Source organism: Dyadobacter sp. AC419 (genome assembly GCF_979253085.1).
In genome coordinates this window covers 189,749-205,941 of the sequence record NZ_CEEDCD010000012.1, presented here as the reverse complement: position 1 = coordinate 205,941, position 16,193 = coordinate 189,749, and the positions used below count along the sequence as shown (strand labels likewise).

The window sequence follows — 16,193 nt, the reverse complement described above, 5'->3', positions numbered from 1 at the left end:
TCACTTGACAGCACATTCAATTCAATGTTTTGAAAAAAATATTGAATTGAATATGTCCAATCGGCTAAATGTCAATTGTCATGCAGATATAAATGTTAAATCAATCTCTTTATTAAAAAACAAAATTATGGAAGAGTACATCGTTTTCATGCGCCTTGATCTGCTAACCAAAGCCGCGCAGCCGTCGCCCGAGCAAATGCAGGAATATATGAAGCAATATCATGACTGGATTGACACCATTACGGCGCAGGACAAGTTCATTGGTGGCAAAGGTCTGTCCGTTGAAGGCAAGGTTTTGAAGCCCAATAATGTTATGACGGACGGCCCGTTTGTAGAGATTAAAGAATCGATTGCCGGGTTCATTATCATCAAGGCTGAGAGCTTTGACGACGCCGTCAGCATGGCGCAAGGCTGCCCCATTTTGGCAGGCGAAGGCAACAGCGTGGAAGTGCGGAAAATCATTTCTGTCCACGAAAATAATTAAGCTTTGGAGCACGCAGCAATCATCCCGCATTTGTTCAGAACGGAATATCGAAAGATTGTTTCCGTGCTTTGCAGGCGTTTTGGTTTTCGGGAAATAGAGGTTGCGGAGGACATTGCAAGTGAGACGTTCCGGGCTGCAATGCAAGCCTGGGGATTGGAAGGCCTCCCGCCGAACCCGGTGGGATGGCTTTACAATACAGCCAAAAACAATGCAAAAAATCACTTGCACCGCGATGCTATTTTCAGGGAAAAAGTGTGGCCGGCACTGGAATCAAGCAGTGCTGTTTCCGAGGATTTTGAATTAGATCTTTCTGTTCAAAACATTGTTGACAGCCAGCTTCAAATGATGTTTGCGATCTGCCATCCAGCCATTTCGCGCGAGTCGCAAATCGGTTTGTCGCTGCGGATTCTTTGCGGCTTTGGCATAGACGAAATTGCGACTGCTTTTGTAACCAACAAGGAAACCATTAACAAAAGGCTATTAAGGGCAAAAGAAAGGCTGCGCGAGGAAAAAATCAGGATCGAATTGCCCGCACCGGCTGAGATTGACCAAAGGCTGGATCAGGTTTTAAAAACCATTTACTTGCTTTTTAATGAAGGTTATTATTCAGTCAATCAAAACGTTACCTTGCGAAAAGAGCTTTGCTTTGAAGCCATGCGGCTTTGCACAATGCTCGTTGAAAATGCTTCGACCAATCAGCCGCAGGTCAATGCATTGTTGGCGCTAATGCGCTTCCACGCCTCGCGTTACGATGCGCGGATCAGCAGCGGAGGAGTCCTGGTTTTGTATGGCGACCAGGATCCGGATCTCTGGAACCAGGACTTGATCAGCAAAGGCGGTTATTTCCTTAAAATGGCAGCGTCCGGTGATCAGATTTCCAAATATCATCTCGAAGCAGGCATTGCCGCATGGCATACGCAGCGCATCGATAATCAAGAAAAGTGGGAGAAAATTGTAACGCTTTACGATCAGCTTTTGTCTATCGAATTTTCACCGATTGCTGCGCTGAACCGTGCTTATGCGCTTGGAAAAGCAAGAGGAAAGTTGGCTGCAATCCGGGAAGCGGAAAGACTGGATTTGCAGGAAAATCAGTTTTATCACACGCTGCTGGGTGAGCTTTATGAAGGACTGAATCTCCAAAAATCGCAGCAGCATTTTTTGAATGCAATGTCCGTCGCCAAGACCGACGCGGACAGAAATGTGATCCGAAAACGAATGCTAACCTGAATTTTGGCGCAAAGCACCCTCCTATTCGTCATATTTACACAGCATTGCTTTCTGGTTTCATTGATAGTTTTGTATTAACAAGAACAACCTGATCACTAAACAAAAACATCATGAAAACGACCCGCATCATCTTCTGGATCTCTACAACGCTTATTTTCCTTTTTGAAGGCGTTATGCCCGCACTTACCTCACAAACAGAAATGGCCCTTGAAGGCATCAGACACTTGGGTTACCCCGATTATTTCGGGCCCATGATCACCGCATTTAAAGTAGCAGGTTCACTGGCGCTTATCCTGCCGCAAGTTCCCGCGAGACTGAAAGAATGGGCTTATGCCGGTTTTGTCTTTGATTTCCTTTGCGCGAGCATCAGCACAACTGTTGTCGACGGCTTCGGCTTCGGATCGATTTTTCCATTGATCGTGCTCGCCGTGCTGATGGTTTCATACGTGACTTACCACAAATTACAAGCAGCTGAACACAGACATGCCTATTGATTAAAAACGCATTGTCGCAAAAAAAAGTAGAAAGGCGCTCGCCTTTCTATTTTTTTAACCTATAAATGGTGATGATCAATTAGCGAATGATCTTCTTGACGATTCGCTTTGCAGTTGGAATGACGCTTCTTCTCAAATCACGAAGCCGATATTTGCGCTCGCGAAGTCCCGCACTTACGGAAGTTTTGAAGTCCAGCGATGCATCTGTCTGGTAATTGGCGATCAGATATTGCAATGCATTTTTCTCGCTCAGCAAATAGTTATCCTGATTAGAATAAGCCATAATCCCCTGCCCGATCGGGTTGAAAGACGAATGCTTTGCGTAATCTTCCAAAACAAAATGTTTGAACTTATGCCCCTGGTTAACCATTTGATGAAACCATCCCGTGCCCAAATCCGCAGTAAATTCCCAGTTTCCGCCGAAGCAGCCATTACCCCCGAATGGCAACGTGGTTTTGCGATAGGTGTCAATGTTGATCATGCAGGCATATTCGTTAAGCCGGCACTCGGGGAAGCGGGTGAATGCGCCCGGATCTTAAAATTTCCAGATCGCGCTTTTGCCTCGGCGTTTCGTATTGCTCATGCACGGCGATCGCTTCCTCCGCACTCGGAATGTATTTCATAAAAACGTGCCCTCCGCAGAGCTGTGCCTTGTTTGCCGGGCACGACCAGCACTGTCCGATGGAACCGGTGCCCGCCATTTCCGCGTCCGCTTCAAAAGAAGGCATCATATCGCCGATCATATCGCGGTGGAAAACCATGTCATTATGCATGATAAAAAGCCACTTCATTTTGGTGTGCTCCAATGCATATTGATAAGGAATAGACCAGCGATAATCCTGATTGTTTTTCACGCGATCGTAATCCAGAATTTCCAGATTATAGAAAGATTTCGGATAATAAAGGTCAATGGGAATGATGGGACTGATGGCCTTAATCACCTTATATACATCGCCGTAATGTCCAAAAGGCTGCTTGTCTTCAACAGTTATAAAAATAGAATTGATGTATTGTCCACTGACTTTAAGCAAGGATAAAATGGATATGATCGTTTGATACGGCTTTCCGTAATAGATGACATTAACATCAACTTTTTTCATCTTCTGGTAACAGGATTATGTTTTAACAGTTGTCAAAAGTAGTAATCAGAAGTTAAATAAGCCGAAATAATGTTTGTCAAAAAGATTTCGGCGGCCTTGCGGCGTATTATTAAAATTGTACTTTTGCAAAATCCTCGGCCAGGTGGTGGAATTGGTAGACACGCTACTTTGAGGGGGTAGTGCCTTCGGGTATGGGAGTTCGACTCTCCTCCTGGTCACAGACCTGCGCTGATTATCAGTGCAGGTTTTTTTATGGTTGTTGCTTTTAAGTCCCTTCTGGATTATTTCGGTTACATCGAATTGAAAAATTAGTCTATATTTAGCAATAAATTGACTGACCCCTGATTTTCTTAAAGCTTGAAGGACTACACTGCATGAAATCGATTGCGCTGCTTGGAGTTGTGCTTATTCTTGCTTGCCAGCTTGTTTCCCAAGCGCAATGTCTGGAAAAGGTAAGCCGCGCCACCAATAAGAAAGAATATTATCAAATTGTCCAGCTCGTTGGCAAGAAAGAATTCCTGTCCTTTTCCCGCACCGGCGCAGAGAAAATTTTCACCTATCACAATGAGAATGTCCAGCTCATCTTCCATGTGCAAATGTTCACGGAAATTCGCTTTACGACCAAAAAAAGCACATTCTCTCTCTACACAACCACTTCTGATCGCAACTTCTGGAACAAATCCTTCATGCTCTCGTCGCCTGTAACGCCCGAGGAATTGGAGAATATGCGGGAGACACTCAAAATTGAGGTGATCTTACCGGAGGAACGCAAGATCTACACATTCGGAAGCAAGGCCAATGTGCTGCTTAACAAAGCATTAGCATGCGTGCTTTGAGCAAATCAGATATAAAACAGCTCCTTGTTCAACTTGGAAACGATGAATTCGAAATCCTTCGGGTTTGAAGCGAAATCCATTTGATTAACGTCAATTTCAATGATCTTTCCGTGATCGTAATGCTTCACAAAATCTTCGTAATAGCGGTTTAGGCTCGCCAGATAATCAATTGAAATGTCTGCTTCAAAATCCCTTCCACGTTTTTTGATCTGAGAAACAAGCTTCGGAATGTCTGCTTTGAGGTAAATGAGCAGATCGGGCTGCGAAACGGTGCGGATAATGGATTCGAAAAGCAGCAGATAAGTCTGGTAATCGCGCTCCGTCATGACACCGGATTCATGCAGATTTCTGGCAAAAATGAATGCGTCTTCATAAATCGTCCGGTCCTGGATAATGGTCGCATAAGTCGTTTCACGGATCTTCTGCACTTGCGCGAAACGGTTATTAAGGAAGAAAATTTGCAGATTAAAAGCCCACCGTTCCATATCCTGGTAAAAATCAGAAAGATATGGATTCCCTTCAACCGCTTCATACATGACGTCCCATTTGAAATAGTCGCCTAGCATTTGTGTTAATGTGGTTTTGCCGGCGCCGATGTTGCCAATGATCGCTATGTGCATGGAAATGATGATTAGGAATGTCTGCCGTAAAAATATAGAATTCGCCCCAATACTCGCGACCGGAAAAAGTGCATTTTTTCGATTTTCGTTAAACTCTCGTTCTTCGTATATTTGCACCTGATTTGGAGAAAAGCGCTGCGTGAAATAACCTCTTTTCTCTTTGGAATCCATTAAATTTTGCAGAAATGAAGCCTTTTCAGGTTATTTTATATTATTACTATGCGCCAATTGCCGACACGGAAACTTACCGTGACGAGCACCATTTATTCTGTGTTCAGCACAATTTGCTTGGCCGCATTATCATTGCCCCCGAGGGTTTGAACGGGACTGTTTCAGGAACGCCGGAGAATTGCGAGGCTTATATGAATTATGTTCGGTCCGATCCGAGATTTAAGGATGTGCAGTTTAAGGTGGAAGCGCATGACAAGATCGCATTTCAAAAATTGCATGTGCGTGTTAAAGACGAAATCGTAAATTCTGATCTCGGCGTTGACCCCCTCGTTCGCACCGGAAAGCATTTGGAACCGGCTGAATTTAAACAGATCATTAATGATCCGGACGTGGTTCTGGTGGATATGCGTTCTGATTATGAGCATGAGCTGGGCAAATTCAAAGGCGCAATCACATTCGATATGCACAACCTGCGTGAGCTTCCCGAGCACATTCACGAGATCGAGCATTTGAAAAACAAAAAGATCGTAACCTATTGCACCGGCGGCATTAAGTGCGAAAAAGCAAGCGCATATTTGCTCGAACAAGGTTTTCAGGATGTTTATCAATTGCACGGCGGCATTATCCGCTATGGCCTGGAAGAAGGCGGTGAGAATTTCGATGGCAAATGCTACGTTTTCGACAACCGCATTGCTGTGGAAGTTAACAAAGTAAATCCAACTGTGATTTCAAGGTGCTATATATGTGACGAACCCTGCGACCGCATGATCAACTGTGCGAATGCGGAATGCAACACGCACGTGCCGGTTTGCCACAAATGTGGTGAAGAAATGGAAGGTGCCTGCTCACCCGAATGCAAGGCGCATCCGGATAAGCGCACCTATGACGGCACGGGTTACTATGTGAGCAACAGCAACCATTATCATCCTTTGCAGGGATTGAAAAGTCAGAAGAAAAATCTTAAAAAGATGAAACTGGCGCAAAGAACTGAGCAGGTGCAATAATCAGCTCAGTTCTTTTTCCAGAATGAAGTCGTTCATCCAGTAAGGCCCGATCGGGATGTCCTTTTGGCCAATGGTCACAAATCCCATTTTTTCATAAAAAAGTCCTGGCTTTATTGTAGCGATTTACATTGAGCAATAACTTTTTTCCACCGGCCGTTTTGACATAACGCTCCGTTTCGGCAAGCAGGAATTTACCCGCACCCGTTCCTTGCGTTGACGGAAGTACATATATTTTATGTAACTTAAACTTTTCCGGCTCGTCCTCAGAAACCGACGAAAAGCCCTCCGGAACACCGTCATTCAGCAAGATCAAGAAATGATGCTGCTCTTTGGTAAACTGATTTTTCAGGGAATCTGGAGAATATATTTTTTCAAACATATAATCAATTTGCTCTTTCGTAAGTATGTCTCTGTAAGTCGGTTCCCAGGTTTTTTCCTGTATTCCAATGATCACCGGAATGTCTTCCACCGTGGCATGCTTTGTTGAGAATGATGGCATATTGCTTAATTTTGGCACTTTACGATCGCAAAGAAATCTTTTTTCAACCTAAAAACCATATTACTTCACCGGCACGAACAGACCTTCAACGATCCAATCACGCACGCCGATAAGTAGAAATGTATGAAACCCCTTATTTTAGTTACAAACGACGACGGGATTACGTCAAAAGGGATTCGCACCCTGGTAGAAATCATGCAAACCCTTGGAGAAGTAATCGTAGTTGCTCCCAACAGCCCGCAATCCGGAATGGGACATGCGATCACCATTGGAGAACCGTTGAGGCTTTACGCCACCCATATTTTTGAAGGAATTGTTGAATACGAATGCTCGGGAACGCCGGCTGACTGTGTGAAACTGGCGAAAAATTACGTGTTGCAAGACCGCAAGCCGGATCTCGTAGTGAGTGGGATCAATCACGGAAGCAACAGCTCGATCAGCGTGCTTTACTCGGGAACCATGTCCGCAGCCATTGAGGCCGCAATTGAGGGAATTCCGGCCATCGGATTTTCACTGACTGATTTTCGGGAAGATGCTGATTTTGACCATGCTATCCCGTTTATCAAGTCCATAACAGAAGAAGCTTTGAAAAACGGAATTCCGAATGGCATCGCATTGAATGTTAACATTCCGGAAAAATCGGATCTGCCATTAAAGGGCGTTAAAGTGTGCAGACAGGCGCATGCGAAATGGCAGGAAAAATTTGATTATCGCGTGGATCCGAATGGCCGCGGTTATCTTTGGATGGCAGGAAACTTTGTCAATTTTGATACAGAAAAAGAGGACACCGACGTCTGGGCACTCGACAATAATTATATCTCGGTTGTCCCGTGTCAATATGATCTGACAGCGTATGAGGCAGTTAAGCAGCTTTCGACCTGGGATTTATAATTTTAAAATTCAGCTATGGCATTAGTAGGAAGTTTGTTAAAAAAGGAATTCATATCAGCAACATTGTTGCTAACCGTAGAAAAGCAAGCCTTCACATCCAGCAAAAAAAGACTTTGGCGAAGCTTCTGGCCAAGGCCCGTTACACGGAATTTGGAGAGAAATATAATTTTGATGAGCTGCTTTCTTCCATTCTTTTTGGCGAAAAAGGCGCATTTTATGAGCTTTATAAGCAGACAGTTCCCGTTTACGATTACAATAAAATATTTAATGAATGGTGGCACCGTTCGCTTGAAGGTGAAAAGGACATTTGCTGGCCAGGGCAGATCAAATATTATGCGCTGAGCTCCGGAACTTCGGAGGCGGCAACCAAGCATATTCCGGTTACGAAGGCGATGTCGCGCGCGATTCAAAAGACGAGCATCAGACAGATACTCTCGCTCGGACATTATAAGGATTTACCAAACGATTTGTATGAAAAAGGCTTCTTAATGCTTGGAGGCAGCACAAATCTCAATAATCAGGACAAACATTTTGAAGGCGATCTGAGCGGGATAACGGCGAAACAGATCCCTTACTGGTTCCGTCCTTATTACAAACCGGGCGAAAAAATTGCTGCACAAAAGGATTGGGGACTGAAACTGGAAGAGATCACAAAGCAGGCGCACGAATGGGACATTGGTTTCATCGTGGGCGTTCCGGCGTGGATACAGCTTTTGATGGAAAAGATCATTGCCCATTACAAAGTCAACACCATTCATGATATCTGGCCCAATTTGCAGGTTTTTGCACATGGCGGCGTATCATTTGAGCCTTATAGAAAAGGATTTGAAAAGCTGCTCGCGCGGCCGCTTATTTACATTAATACATATCTCGCTTCCGAAGGTTTTATTGCTTATCAAACCCGCCCCGGTGCGCAAGGCATGGAGCTGGTTTGTGACAATGGCATTTTCTTCGAATTCATTCCTTTTAATGAACAAAATTTCGACTCGGACGGCACATTGCAGGCCAATCCGGAAACATTGATGGTGGATCAGGTTGAGGAAGGAAAAGAATATGCATTGCTGCTTTCAACCTGCGCGGGATCATGGCGTTATCTTATTGGCGACACGGTAAAGTTTATTGATAAAGCAAAAGGCGAAATTGCCATAACCGGCCGGACCAAACATTATCTCAGCCTTTGCGGCGAACACCTTTCGGTTGATAATATGAACAAGGCCATTGATCTGGTTTCCGATGAAATGGGATTGACGATCAAGGAGTTCACTGTTTCCGGTGTGGAATATGGTTCCATGTTTGCGCATCATTGGTATGTGGGCGTCGATGAGCAGAATGTGGACGAAGCCGAATTAAAAGCGAAGCTTGATGCAAAACTTGCCGAGCTTAATGATGACTACGCAGTCGAGCGGCGCCATGCATTAAAGGAAGTGTTTGTGACCGTTTTGCCAAACAAAGCATTTTACGGCTGGATGGAATCAAAAGGAAAAATGGGTGGCCAGCATAAGTTTCCGCGCGTGTTTAAAAACTTCCTTATAGACGACTGGACGGGTTTTTTAGAGAAAAACGGTTATGTGCAAGCTGCTCCATCGGCTTAGCTCAGGAAATTGACATAAGCAATCTGGCAGGCGATGAGAATAAAAACAACGCCTGTCACTTTGTTAAATATCGTGACAACCTTCGGCGTAAACACGCGTTTGAGCTTGTGCGCAAATATTGCAATGCCGCATTCTACCAAAAAAACCGCAATCACACTCGCTCCGAAGAACATAAGCACCTGATTATAATTATAATGGAGGTTGGTCCGGATGTAGGATGCAATCGTCACCCAGCTTATAAAATTCACGGGATTGAGGCCATTCAACAGAAAGCCGGTCGTGAAATAATAAACCAGATTCCCCAGACTCGTCTTCGGATAAGCGATTTTAGGCTGGCCTTTGATCAGATTTGTAAGGCCTAAAATAATGAGGAATACAACGCCTGTTCCCGCCATCCACTTTTTGAAATCAGGAATGTCCGGCAACAGCGCCGTTCCGAAGATCGCGAAGAAAACAAAGATAATGTCGCATACAAAAACGCCGAGGGCAATCTTAATGCCTGTTTTGTAGCCATTGTCAACGCTGTTTTGAACCAATGAAAAAAAGACGGTCCCGAAAGTAAGGCATAATGCTATGCCCGTAAGCGTGCCATAAAAAAGAGACTCAAGCATAGATCAGATTACCTTCAGTCTGGCGGTCATTAAAATGGCGCATACGGACAGCGAATCAGTAATTTCAGAACGCATACACATGTCAACTGCCTCTTGCAAAGACACTTTTCGCACTTGCAGATCTTCCGTATCCTCCGGCTCAGCATCTTCCTGCGTCAGCTCTTCGGCTATAAACAGGAATCCTTCTTCGTTGGTGGCTGAATTTGAAGTGTGGATCCGAGCAAGCTTGGTCCATTTATTGGCGATAAGGCCTGTTTCTTCTTTCAGTTCCCGTTTTGCGGCATCCAGCGGATCGGCATTCAATGCACCGCCACCTTCGGGAATTTCCCAGGAATATTCATCAATCGCATAACGAAACTGACCGACTAAATATATGTTGCCCTCGGCATCAAGCGGAAGCACGCCAATGGCCTGATTTTTAAATTTAACCAGTCCGTAAATGCCTTTATTACCCGACGGGTTGATCACATCGCGATGGCTCAGTTCCAGCCATGCATTTTCGTAGACAGTTTCGGTTGAAAGTGTTTTCCAATTATTTTCTGTGGTTATAACCCGCATTTTCTTAGTATTTTTGGCCTCTGAATTTCAATTCACAAATGCAAATAAACCAAAATAAGCTTAAACAACGTCTCATACTGCTGTCTTTTGTAGCCAGCATTTTGCTGACGGGTTTGAAATTTTTCGCTTATTATCTTACGTCTTCCAACGCCATTTTGAGTGATGCGCTGGAATCCATTATCAATGTCATTGCCAGCGGCTTTGCTTTTTACAGCATTTACCTTTCCGCCCAGCCGAAGGACCGGAACCATCCTTATGGCCACGGGAAAATAGAGTTTTTCTCCGCCGGATTTGAAGGCGCCCTGATCATGATCGCTTCGCTTTTTATCATTATCGAAGCGGTGAAGCGGATTATGGACCCCGCTCCTATTCAAAACTTGCTGCAAGGATCCGGATTCATTGTGTTTACGATTTTGGTCAATACGGCAATTGGTTATAAACTGTTAACCGAGGGTAAAAAAGCCAATTCCCTGGCATTGATCGCCGATGGTCGCCATTTAATGACCGACAGCATCAGCAGTCTTGTGCTTATTTTAAGCGTAGGGCTTATTATGCTTACGGGTTATGTTTGGATTGACAGCGTTGCATCTTTGCTTTTCGGTGTTTTCCTGGCTTATAACGGCTTTTTGCTTGTGAGCAAATCCGTCGCTGGCTTAATGGATGCAAGTGATGAAGTATTGCTGGAAAAAGTGGTGCAGACATTGAAACAGCACAAGAAGGACGACTGGATCGACGTGCATAATTTACGGGTGCAGCAATACGGCTCAGACCTGCACATTGACTGCCATTTGACGCTTCCTTACTATTGGGAACTCCAAAAAGTGCACGAGACGATCCATAATTTTGAGAACATTCTGAAAGACAGTCATACCGGGGAAACGGAAATATTCGTTCATGCAGACCCGTGCCTGTATCAATGTTGCTATTTTTGCCGGATATCGGATTGTCCCGTTCGGCAGCATGACTTTATCAAAGACATTGAGTGGGACGCAGGCAGCCTAGTCAAAAATGAAAAGCTGTATAACGAAGCAAGAATTCACATTCCTTAATAAACATATATCTAAATTCTAACCACAATGTACTTTTCCCGTCGCGATTTCCTGAAAAAAGCTGGTGCCACTGCATTTGCAGCAACCGCTTTTTCTGACCTTTTAATGGCTGATCCTGCCAAAAAACTTTGGTTTGACATTTCCCTGGCCGAATGGTCGCTGCACAAAGCACTTTTCAAAAAAGAGCTGACCAACCTTGATTTTCCTGCTTTGGCAAAGAAGGAGTTCGGCATTTCCATTGTAGAATATGTAAACCAGTTTTTTAAAGACAAAGCAGAAGACAAAACGTATCTGAATGATCTGATCAAAAGACAAAAAGACAACGGAGTAACTGCGCACCTGATCATGATCGACGGCGAAGGCGGTTTGGGAGAATTGGACGCTGCGGTGCGTAATAAAGCAGTTGAAAACCACTACAAATGGGTTGAAGCAGCGAAATATTTAGGTTGCAAAACCATTCGCGTGAATGCATTTGGTAAAGGAAGTTTTGAAGAAATCGCTAAGTCTGCGGTGGAAGGATTGGGAAAACTGGGTGAATTTGCTGCTAAAACGGGCATCAATGTAATTGTAGAAAATCACGGCGGATCGTCTTCAAACGGCCAATGGCTGTCGGGCGTGATGAAGCAGGTTAATCTTAAAAATGTGGGAACATTGCCTGATTTCGGCAACTTCTGCATTACAAGAAGCGCAGGCGGCTGCTCTGAGTCTTACGACAGATATCAAGGCACAGAAGAATTAATGCCTTTTGCAAAAGGTGTAAGTGCTAAAACCTATGATTTCGACGAAAAAGGAAATTGCATCGAAACGGATTACACTAAAATCCTGAAAATTGTGAAAGACGCTGGCTTCAAAGGCATTGCCGGAATCGAGTATGAAGGAAGCAAGCTTTCTGAATTTGAAGGAATTAAAGCAACGAAAGCGCTCCTTGAAAGAGTTGGACCGACGGTTTAAAACTTTTTCACTTAGCACAACAAAAAGAGGACTTCGCAAATGCGAAGTCCTCTTTTTGTTGGATTAATGATAGACCCGGGGAAGTAAGGCGAAAATCTGCCGCGATTACATGCCCAGATAACTCAAAAACTCCTTTTTAGTAACATCTTCCTGAAATTTACCGCCATAATAAGCCGTAACGGTTGAACTGCCGGAGTCCCGAATGCCGCGCGATTGCACGCACATGTGCTGAGCGTCAATGACAACTGCCACATCTTCGGTTTGCAATGCTTCTTTCAGCTCGTTCGCAATCTGAACGGTCAGTCGTTCCTGAACCTGCGGGCGTTTTGCGAAATATTCAACAATGCGGTTCAATTTGGACAAGCCGATCACCTTCCCGCTGGAAATATACGCAACGTGCGCTTTGCCATAAATTGGCACGAAATGGTGCTCGCAATTGGAAAATACCGAAATGTCTTTCTCGACCAGCATCTGGTCGTATTTGTATTTGTTTTCAAAGAGCGTAACCGAAGGTTTGTTTTTCGGGTCAAGTCCGCTGAAAACCTCTGTAATGTACATTTTAGCAACCCGCTTGGGTGTGCCTTTCAAGCTGTCATCGGTCAGATCCAGACCCATGATCTCCATAATGTGACGGAAATGTTTCTCAATCAACTCCATTTTAACATCGTCGTCCATCGCAAACGCATCAGCGCGCATCGGCGTTTCGATCGAAGAAAACACATGATCGTTACCAATTTCCTCAACCTCAACCATTTCAGTCGACTGGATATTCGACGAAGTTCCGTTCTGTTTCATATAATCTGACTTTCAGGTCAAGCCCTGAATCAATTTTAGACCTTAATATTGAATATATAACGATCGCGATATTCTCCGCGGAGGGATTTAGTGATTTGAACTCAGGCACATCCAAGTTCAGGTTTTTATGGTCGAAACGATCCAGCACAAATTCCTTTAAAACGGAACTTAAAACCTTCATGTCCAGCACATAACCAGTTTCCGGATCAACTTCTCCCGTCACCTGTACGATCAGTTCATAATTGTGCCCGTGAAAATTGGGATTATTGCATTTGCCAAAAATGGTCTCATTCTTTTCAGCCGACCAATCCGGATTATGCAGACGATGTGCCGCATTGAAATGTTCCTTCCGAAACACCGCCACTTTCTGAGCCATATTTTAATTTTCGTAAATAAATTTTCGCTTCAAGTGTCGTTACAAAGTATGTGCCCAACACACTTAAAGTATTCGAGCCTGGACGTAATGCTCGCCTGAGGTTGCCTGTTTTGGGTTAACGCTTTCAATTTCCGTTTTGTTCATTTTTCTAAATAATCATTGCCACGTTTCAGGAATACCGGCCGCATTACTTAATAAAAAAAATTAAAAAATATGGTTATTGCGTGTAAATTGCGATCTTGAAAAGCCTAGTGCCTTACGACTGCCAGATTCCTTGCTAAACTCTTTAAATGCCGCATTTCATGAACAGACGCGATTTTATTCAGAAGGCCGCCATCGCGGGACCCGCCTTGGGATTCATGCCGACATGGTATGCGGGTGAAGAAAAAGTTGCAGATAAGGTGCGCCTTGGTTTCATTGGCGTCGGACTTCGCGGCCGCAGCCATTTGGAGCAGGCCTTGTTCAGACAGGATGTAGAAGTGAATGCAATCTGCGACATTGATCCGGCGGCAATCAACGAATCGCTGGACAAAATCAAAAAAGCAGGGCGAAAAGCACCGGCGGTTTACAACAAAGGCGACGAAGATTTTCTGAATCTGGTCAAGCGCGATGATCTCGACGGAATTCTGATCGCGACACCCTGGCAATGGCATGTTCCTATGACATTGGCTGCGATGCGGGCAGGAAAATATGCCGCAGTGGAAGTTTCAGCGACGGTTACTTTGCAAGAGTCGTGGGACTTGGTGGACACATTCGAAAAAACCGGCTCACATTGCATGATCCTTGAAAATGTCTGCTATCGCCGCGATGTGATGGCCATATTAAGGATGGTGCGCGAAGGCATGTTTGGCGAAATGACCTACGCACATTGTGGTTACCAACACGACTTACGCGCTATCAAGCTCAATAATGGCAAAAGTGACGGCGGAATCGGCGCTGAATTTGGTGAAAAAGGTTATTCCGAAGCCAAATGGCGCACACAGCATTCTGTTGACCGCAACGGGGATATTTATCCTACACACGGACTTGGCCCCGTCGCCCACTGGCTCGACATTAACCGGGGAAATGCATTCTCCTATCTGACTTCAACGGCCACCAAATCGCGTGGCTTACATAAATACATTGTTGATCACGGCGGTAAGGACCATCCTAATGCAAAAGTAAATTTCAAGCTGGGCGACATTGTAACGACCGTAATCCAGTGTCACAATGGTGAAAACATCGTTTTGGTCCACGACACCAACTCGCCGCGCCCCTACTCGCTCGCATTTCGTGCGCAGGGAACGAACGGGATCTGGATGAACGATGGGAACAGCATATATATAGAGGGCGTTTCGCCAAAAGAACATACTGCCGAGCCAGACAAGGCTTATCTTCAAAAATACGACCATCCGCTTTGGGCAAAACAGGCGAAAGAAGCCGAGAATGCAGGTCATGGCGGCATTGATTATTTCGTCCTGCGCGGATTTATTGAGTCCATTAAAAGAAAAACGGCTCCGCCAATCGACGTGTATGATGCTGCAACTTGGAGCGCCATCAGCCCATTATCCGAGCTGTCGATTGCGAAAGGCAGCGCACCCATTGAAATTCCTGACTTTACGAGAGGCAAGTGGAAGACCAACAAGCGCATATTCGGCCTTAATGACGCATATTAACATTCAATTTCATTTTTAACCTAATAATAACCCTGACCAATTAATTCCCAACCTAAATGAACAACAAAAACAATTACCTTGGCCCTCTCTTCATGATCGGCGTTATATTCTTTGTGATGGGTTTCATCACCTGGGTAAACGGAACGCTGATCACCTTCTTCAAAAAAGCATTTTCACTCGATAACACCAGTTCTTACCTCGTAACATTTGCCTTTTTTATCTCCTACACGATCATGGCAATCCCTTGCTCGTATGTTGTGAAAAAGACTGGCTTCAAAAATGGCATGTCGCTGGCGCTGCTTGTAATGGCTGCCGGCACATTGATATTCATTCCTGCCGCAGAAATGGCTTCCTATCCAGTGTTTCTGGTCGGCCTTTTTACGATCGGGATCGGGCTTACCGTTTTGCAGACATCCTCAAACCCTTATGCAACCATTCTTGGTCCGCGTGAAAGCGCTGCGCAAAGGATCAGTATCATGGGAATTGCCAATAAATCAGCCGGGATATTGAGCCAGGTGATCATTGGTAAATTGCTGCTTTCAGGTGCAAGCTCATCGGATCCGAAAGAAGAGCTGGATAAAGTGGTTGTTCCTTATCTGGTGCTGACGGCCGTTTTGGTTGGTTTGGCAATTCTGATCCGTATGTCAAAAGGTTTGGTTGAAGTAAGTGAAGAAGAAGACGTGCCGGTGGGAACGCAACCTGTGGCTGCACAGAAAACGAGCGTTTTTCAGTTCCCTAACCTTGTTTTGGGTGTGATAGCATTGTTTTGCTACGTGGGTGTGGAAGTTATCGCTGGTGACACTATTATTAATTACGGCGTTTCACTTGGTTTTGCAGAAGAAGAAGCACGCTTATTCGGAACTTATACATTAGGCGGAATGATGTTCGGATATGTGCTGGGCATTATTTTAATTCCAAAATATGTTTCACAACAAGCCTATCTGATGTTTTCTGCCGTGCTTGGAATGATCGTAACGATTGCGGCGATTTTCTCGACCGGTTTTACTTCGGTTTTATGCATTGCGATTTTGGGTTTTGCCAATGCGGTGATCTGGCCGGCATTATGGCCGCTGGCATTGAGCGGATTGGGTAAATTTACCAAAATCGCTTCTGCACTTTTAGTAATGGGAATTTCAGGCGGCGCGGTTTTACCATTGGTTTACGGCGGCATCGCGGATTCCATCGGAAGCACGCAGCAGGCTTACTGGATTATGGTGCCGTTGTATATATTTATCCTTTATTTCGGCTTGGTAGGCCATAAAAAGAAAAGCTGGTAGTTC

18 protein-coding genes, 1 tRNA gene and 1 pseudogene are annotated in these 16,193 nt (G+C 44.7%); 12 read left to right on the top strand and 8 right to left on the bottom strand.

Annotation, left to right across the window (positions count from 1 at the left end; all coding sequences use genetic code 11):
* Window positions 1-127 precede the first annotated feature (127 nt).
* The 3 genes from AC0IYG_RS06225 (at window position 128) to AC0IYG_RS06215 (ending at window position 2,205) form a co-directional block, all read left to right on the top strand.
* Entirely contained in the window at window positions 128-484 is a 357-nt protein-coding gene (locus AC0IYG_RS06225) for a YciI family protein (RefSeq protein WP_471710217.1), read from the top strand.
* A gap of 3 nt (window positions 485-487) precedes the next feature.
* Window positions 488-1,711 (top strand): RNA polymerase sigma factor, encoded by a 1,224-nt coding sequence (locus AC0IYG_RS06220; protein ID WP_471710216.1) that lies wholly within the window; start codon window positions 488-490, stop codon window positions 1,709-1,711.
* Between the two features lie 110 nt (window positions 1,712-1,821).
* Window positions 1,822-2,205 (top strand): DoxX family protein, encoded by a 384-nt coding sequence (locus tag AC0IYG_RS06215; protein ID WP_471710215.1) that lies wholly within the window; start codon window positions 1,822-1,824, stop codon window positions 2,203-2,205.
* A gap of 79 nt (window positions 2,206-2,284) precedes the next feature.
* Here the strand turns inward: AC0IYG_RS06215 and AC0IYG_RS06210 are convergent, their stop codons facing one another.
* Window positions 2,285-2,686, bottom strand: coding sequence for a hypothetical protein (locus AC0IYG_RS06210; protein WP_471710214.1), 402 nt, complete (start codon window positions 2,684-2,686; stop codon window positions 2,285-2,287).
* Window positions 2,687-2,699: 13 nt separating this feature from the next.
* On the bottom strand, window positions 2,700-3,305 hold the full coding sequence (locus tag AC0IYG_RS06205; protein ID WP_471710213.1) for a hypothetical protein: 606 nt from the start codon (window positions 3,303-3,305) through the stop codon (window positions 2,700-2,702).
* A gap of 136 nt (window positions 3,306-3,441) precedes the next feature.
* Here AC0IYG_RS06205 and AC0IYG_RS06200 point away from each other — a divergent pair.
* Together AC0IYG_RS06200 and AC0IYG_RS06195 are read left to right on the top strand one after the other, a co-directional pair.
* Window positions 3,442-3,523, top strand: a tRNA-Leu gene (locus AC0IYG_RS06200).
* A gap of 156 nt (window positions 3,524-3,679) precedes the next feature.
* Entirely contained in the window at window positions 3,680-4,141 is a 462-nt protein-coding gene (locus AC0IYG_RS06195) for a hypothetical protein (RefSeq protein ID WP_471710212.1), read from the top strand.
* 5 nt (window positions 4,142-4,146) lie between these two features.
* On the opposite strand, the gene AC0IYG_RS06190 is transcribed toward AC0IYG_RS06195, so the two are convergent.
* Complete coding sequence (locus AC0IYG_RS06190) at window positions 4,147-4,761, bottom strand: deoxynucleoside kinase (RefSeq protein WP_471710338.1); 615 nt, start codon at window positions 4,759-4,761, stop codon at window positions 4,147-4,149.
* Between the two features lie 185 nt (window positions 4,762-4,946).
* Between AC0IYG_RS06190 and trhO the strand changes: the two genes are divergently transcribed.
* A complete protein-coding gene (trhO, locus tag AC0IYG_RS06185; protein ID WP_471710211.1) occupies window positions 4,947-5,936 on the top strand; it encodes an oxygen-dependent tRNA uridine(34) hydroxylase TrhO in 990 nt (329 codons plus the stop codon).
* A 91-nt stretch (window positions 5,937-6,027) separates the two neighbouring features.
* On the opposite strand, the gene AC0IYG_RS06180 is transcribed toward trhO, so the two are convergent.
* Window positions 6,028-6,435 carry a GNAT family N-acetyltransferase gene (locus tag AC0IYG_RS06180; RefSeq protein ID WP_471710210.1) on the bottom strand — a complete coding sequence of 136 codons (408 nt, stop codon included), beginning with the start codon at window positions 6,433-6,435 and terminating at the stop codon, window positions 6,028-6,030.
* 123 nt (window positions 6,436-6,558) lie between these two features.
* Here AC0IYG_RS06180 and surE point away from each other — a divergent pair, with 123 nt between their 5' ends.
* Both surE and AC0IYG_RS06170 read left to right on the top strand, forming a co-directional pair.
* Window positions 6,559-7,326, top strand: a complete 768-nt coding sequence (surE, locus tag AC0IYG_RS06175) for a 5'/3'-nucleotidase SurE (protein ID WP_471710209.1) — start codon at window positions 6,559-6,561, stop codon at window positions 7,324-7,326.
* A 15-nt stretch (window positions 7,327-7,341) separates the two neighbouring features.
* Window positions 7,342-8,918 (top strand): annotated as a pseudogene (locus AC0IYG_RS06170) (GH3 family acyl-acid amido synthetase).
* Here AC0IYG_RS06170 and AC0IYG_RS06165 read toward each other — a convergent pair.
* Both AC0IYG_RS06165 and AC0IYG_RS06160 read right to left on the bottom strand, forming a co-directional pair.
* Window positions 8,915-9,529, bottom strand: a complete 615-nt coding sequence (locus AC0IYG_RS06165; RefSeq protein ID WP_471710208.1) for a LysE family translocator — start codon at window positions 9,527-9,529, stop codon at window positions 8,915-8,917. The pseudogene AC0IYG_RS06170 and the gene AC0IYG_RS06165 sit on opposite strands and share 4 nt — an antisense overlap.
* Before the next feature lie 3 nt (window positions 9,530-9,532).
* Window positions 9,533-10,087 carry an NUDIX domain-containing protein gene (locus AC0IYG_RS06160; RefSeq protein ID WP_471710207.1) on the bottom strand — a complete coding sequence of 185 codons (555 nt, stop codon included), beginning with the start codon at window positions 10,085-10,087 and terminating at the stop codon, window positions 9,533-9,535.
* Between the two features lie 38 nt (window positions 10,088-10,125).
* Here AC0IYG_RS06160 and AC0IYG_RS06155 point away from each other — a divergent pair, with 38 nt between their 5' ends.
* Together AC0IYG_RS06155 and AC0IYG_RS06150 are read left to right on the top strand one after the other, a co-directional pair.
* Window positions 10,126-11,136: a cation diffusion facilitator family transporter gene (locus AC0IYG_RS06155; RefSeq protein WP_471710206.1), complete on the top strand. Its 1,011-nt coding sequence runs from the start codon at window positions 10,126-10,128 to the stop codon at window positions 11,134-11,136.
* Window positions 11,137-11,163: 27 nt separating this feature from the next.
* Window positions 11,164-12,087, top strand: a complete 924-nt coding sequence (locus AC0IYG_RS06150; protein ID WP_471710205.1) for a sugar phosphate isomerase/epimerase family protein — start codon at window positions 11,164-11,166, stop codon at window positions 12,085-12,087.
* 105 nt (window positions 12,088-12,192) lie between these two features.
* On the opposite strand, the gene folE is transcribed toward AC0IYG_RS06150, so the two are convergent.
* Together folE and AC0IYG_RS06140 are read right to left on the bottom strand one after the other, a co-directional pair.
* Window positions 12,193-12,882: a GTP cyclohydrolase I FolE gene (folE, locus tag AC0IYG_RS06145; protein WP_471710204.1), complete on the bottom strand. Its 690-nt coding sequence runs from the start codon at window positions 12,880-12,882 to the stop codon at window positions 12,193-12,195.
* The gene (locus AC0IYG_RS06140) at window positions 12,842-13,258 is read right to left on the bottom strand and encodes a 6-pyruvoyl trahydropterin synthase family protein (protein ID WP_471710203.1); all 417 of its coding nucleotides are present in this window, start codon (window positions 13,256-13,258) and stop codon (window positions 12,842-12,844) included. The genes folE and AC0IYG_RS06140 overlap by 41 nt, the downstream gene beginning before the upstream one ends.
* A gap of 302 nt (window positions 13,259-13,560) precedes the next feature.
* On the opposite strand from AC0IYG_RS06140, the gene AC0IYG_RS06135 reads away from it, so the two are divergent.
* Both AC0IYG_RS06135 and AC0IYG_RS06130 read left to right on the top strand, forming a co-directional pair.
* Window positions 13,561-14,913, top strand: a complete 1,353-nt coding sequence (locus tag AC0IYG_RS06135; protein WP_471710202.1) for a Gfo/Idh/MocA family protein — start codon at window positions 13,561-13,563, stop codon at window positions 14,911-14,913.
* A gap of 56 nt (window positions 14,914-14,969) precedes the next feature.
* On the top strand, window positions 14,970-16,190 hold the full coding sequence (locus tag AC0IYG_RS06130; RefSeq protein WP_471710200.1) for a sugar MFS transporter: 1,221 nt from the start codon (window positions 14,970-14,972) through the stop codon (window positions 16,188-16,190).
* The last annotated feature ends 3 nt before the right edge of the window (window positions 16,191-16,193 follow it).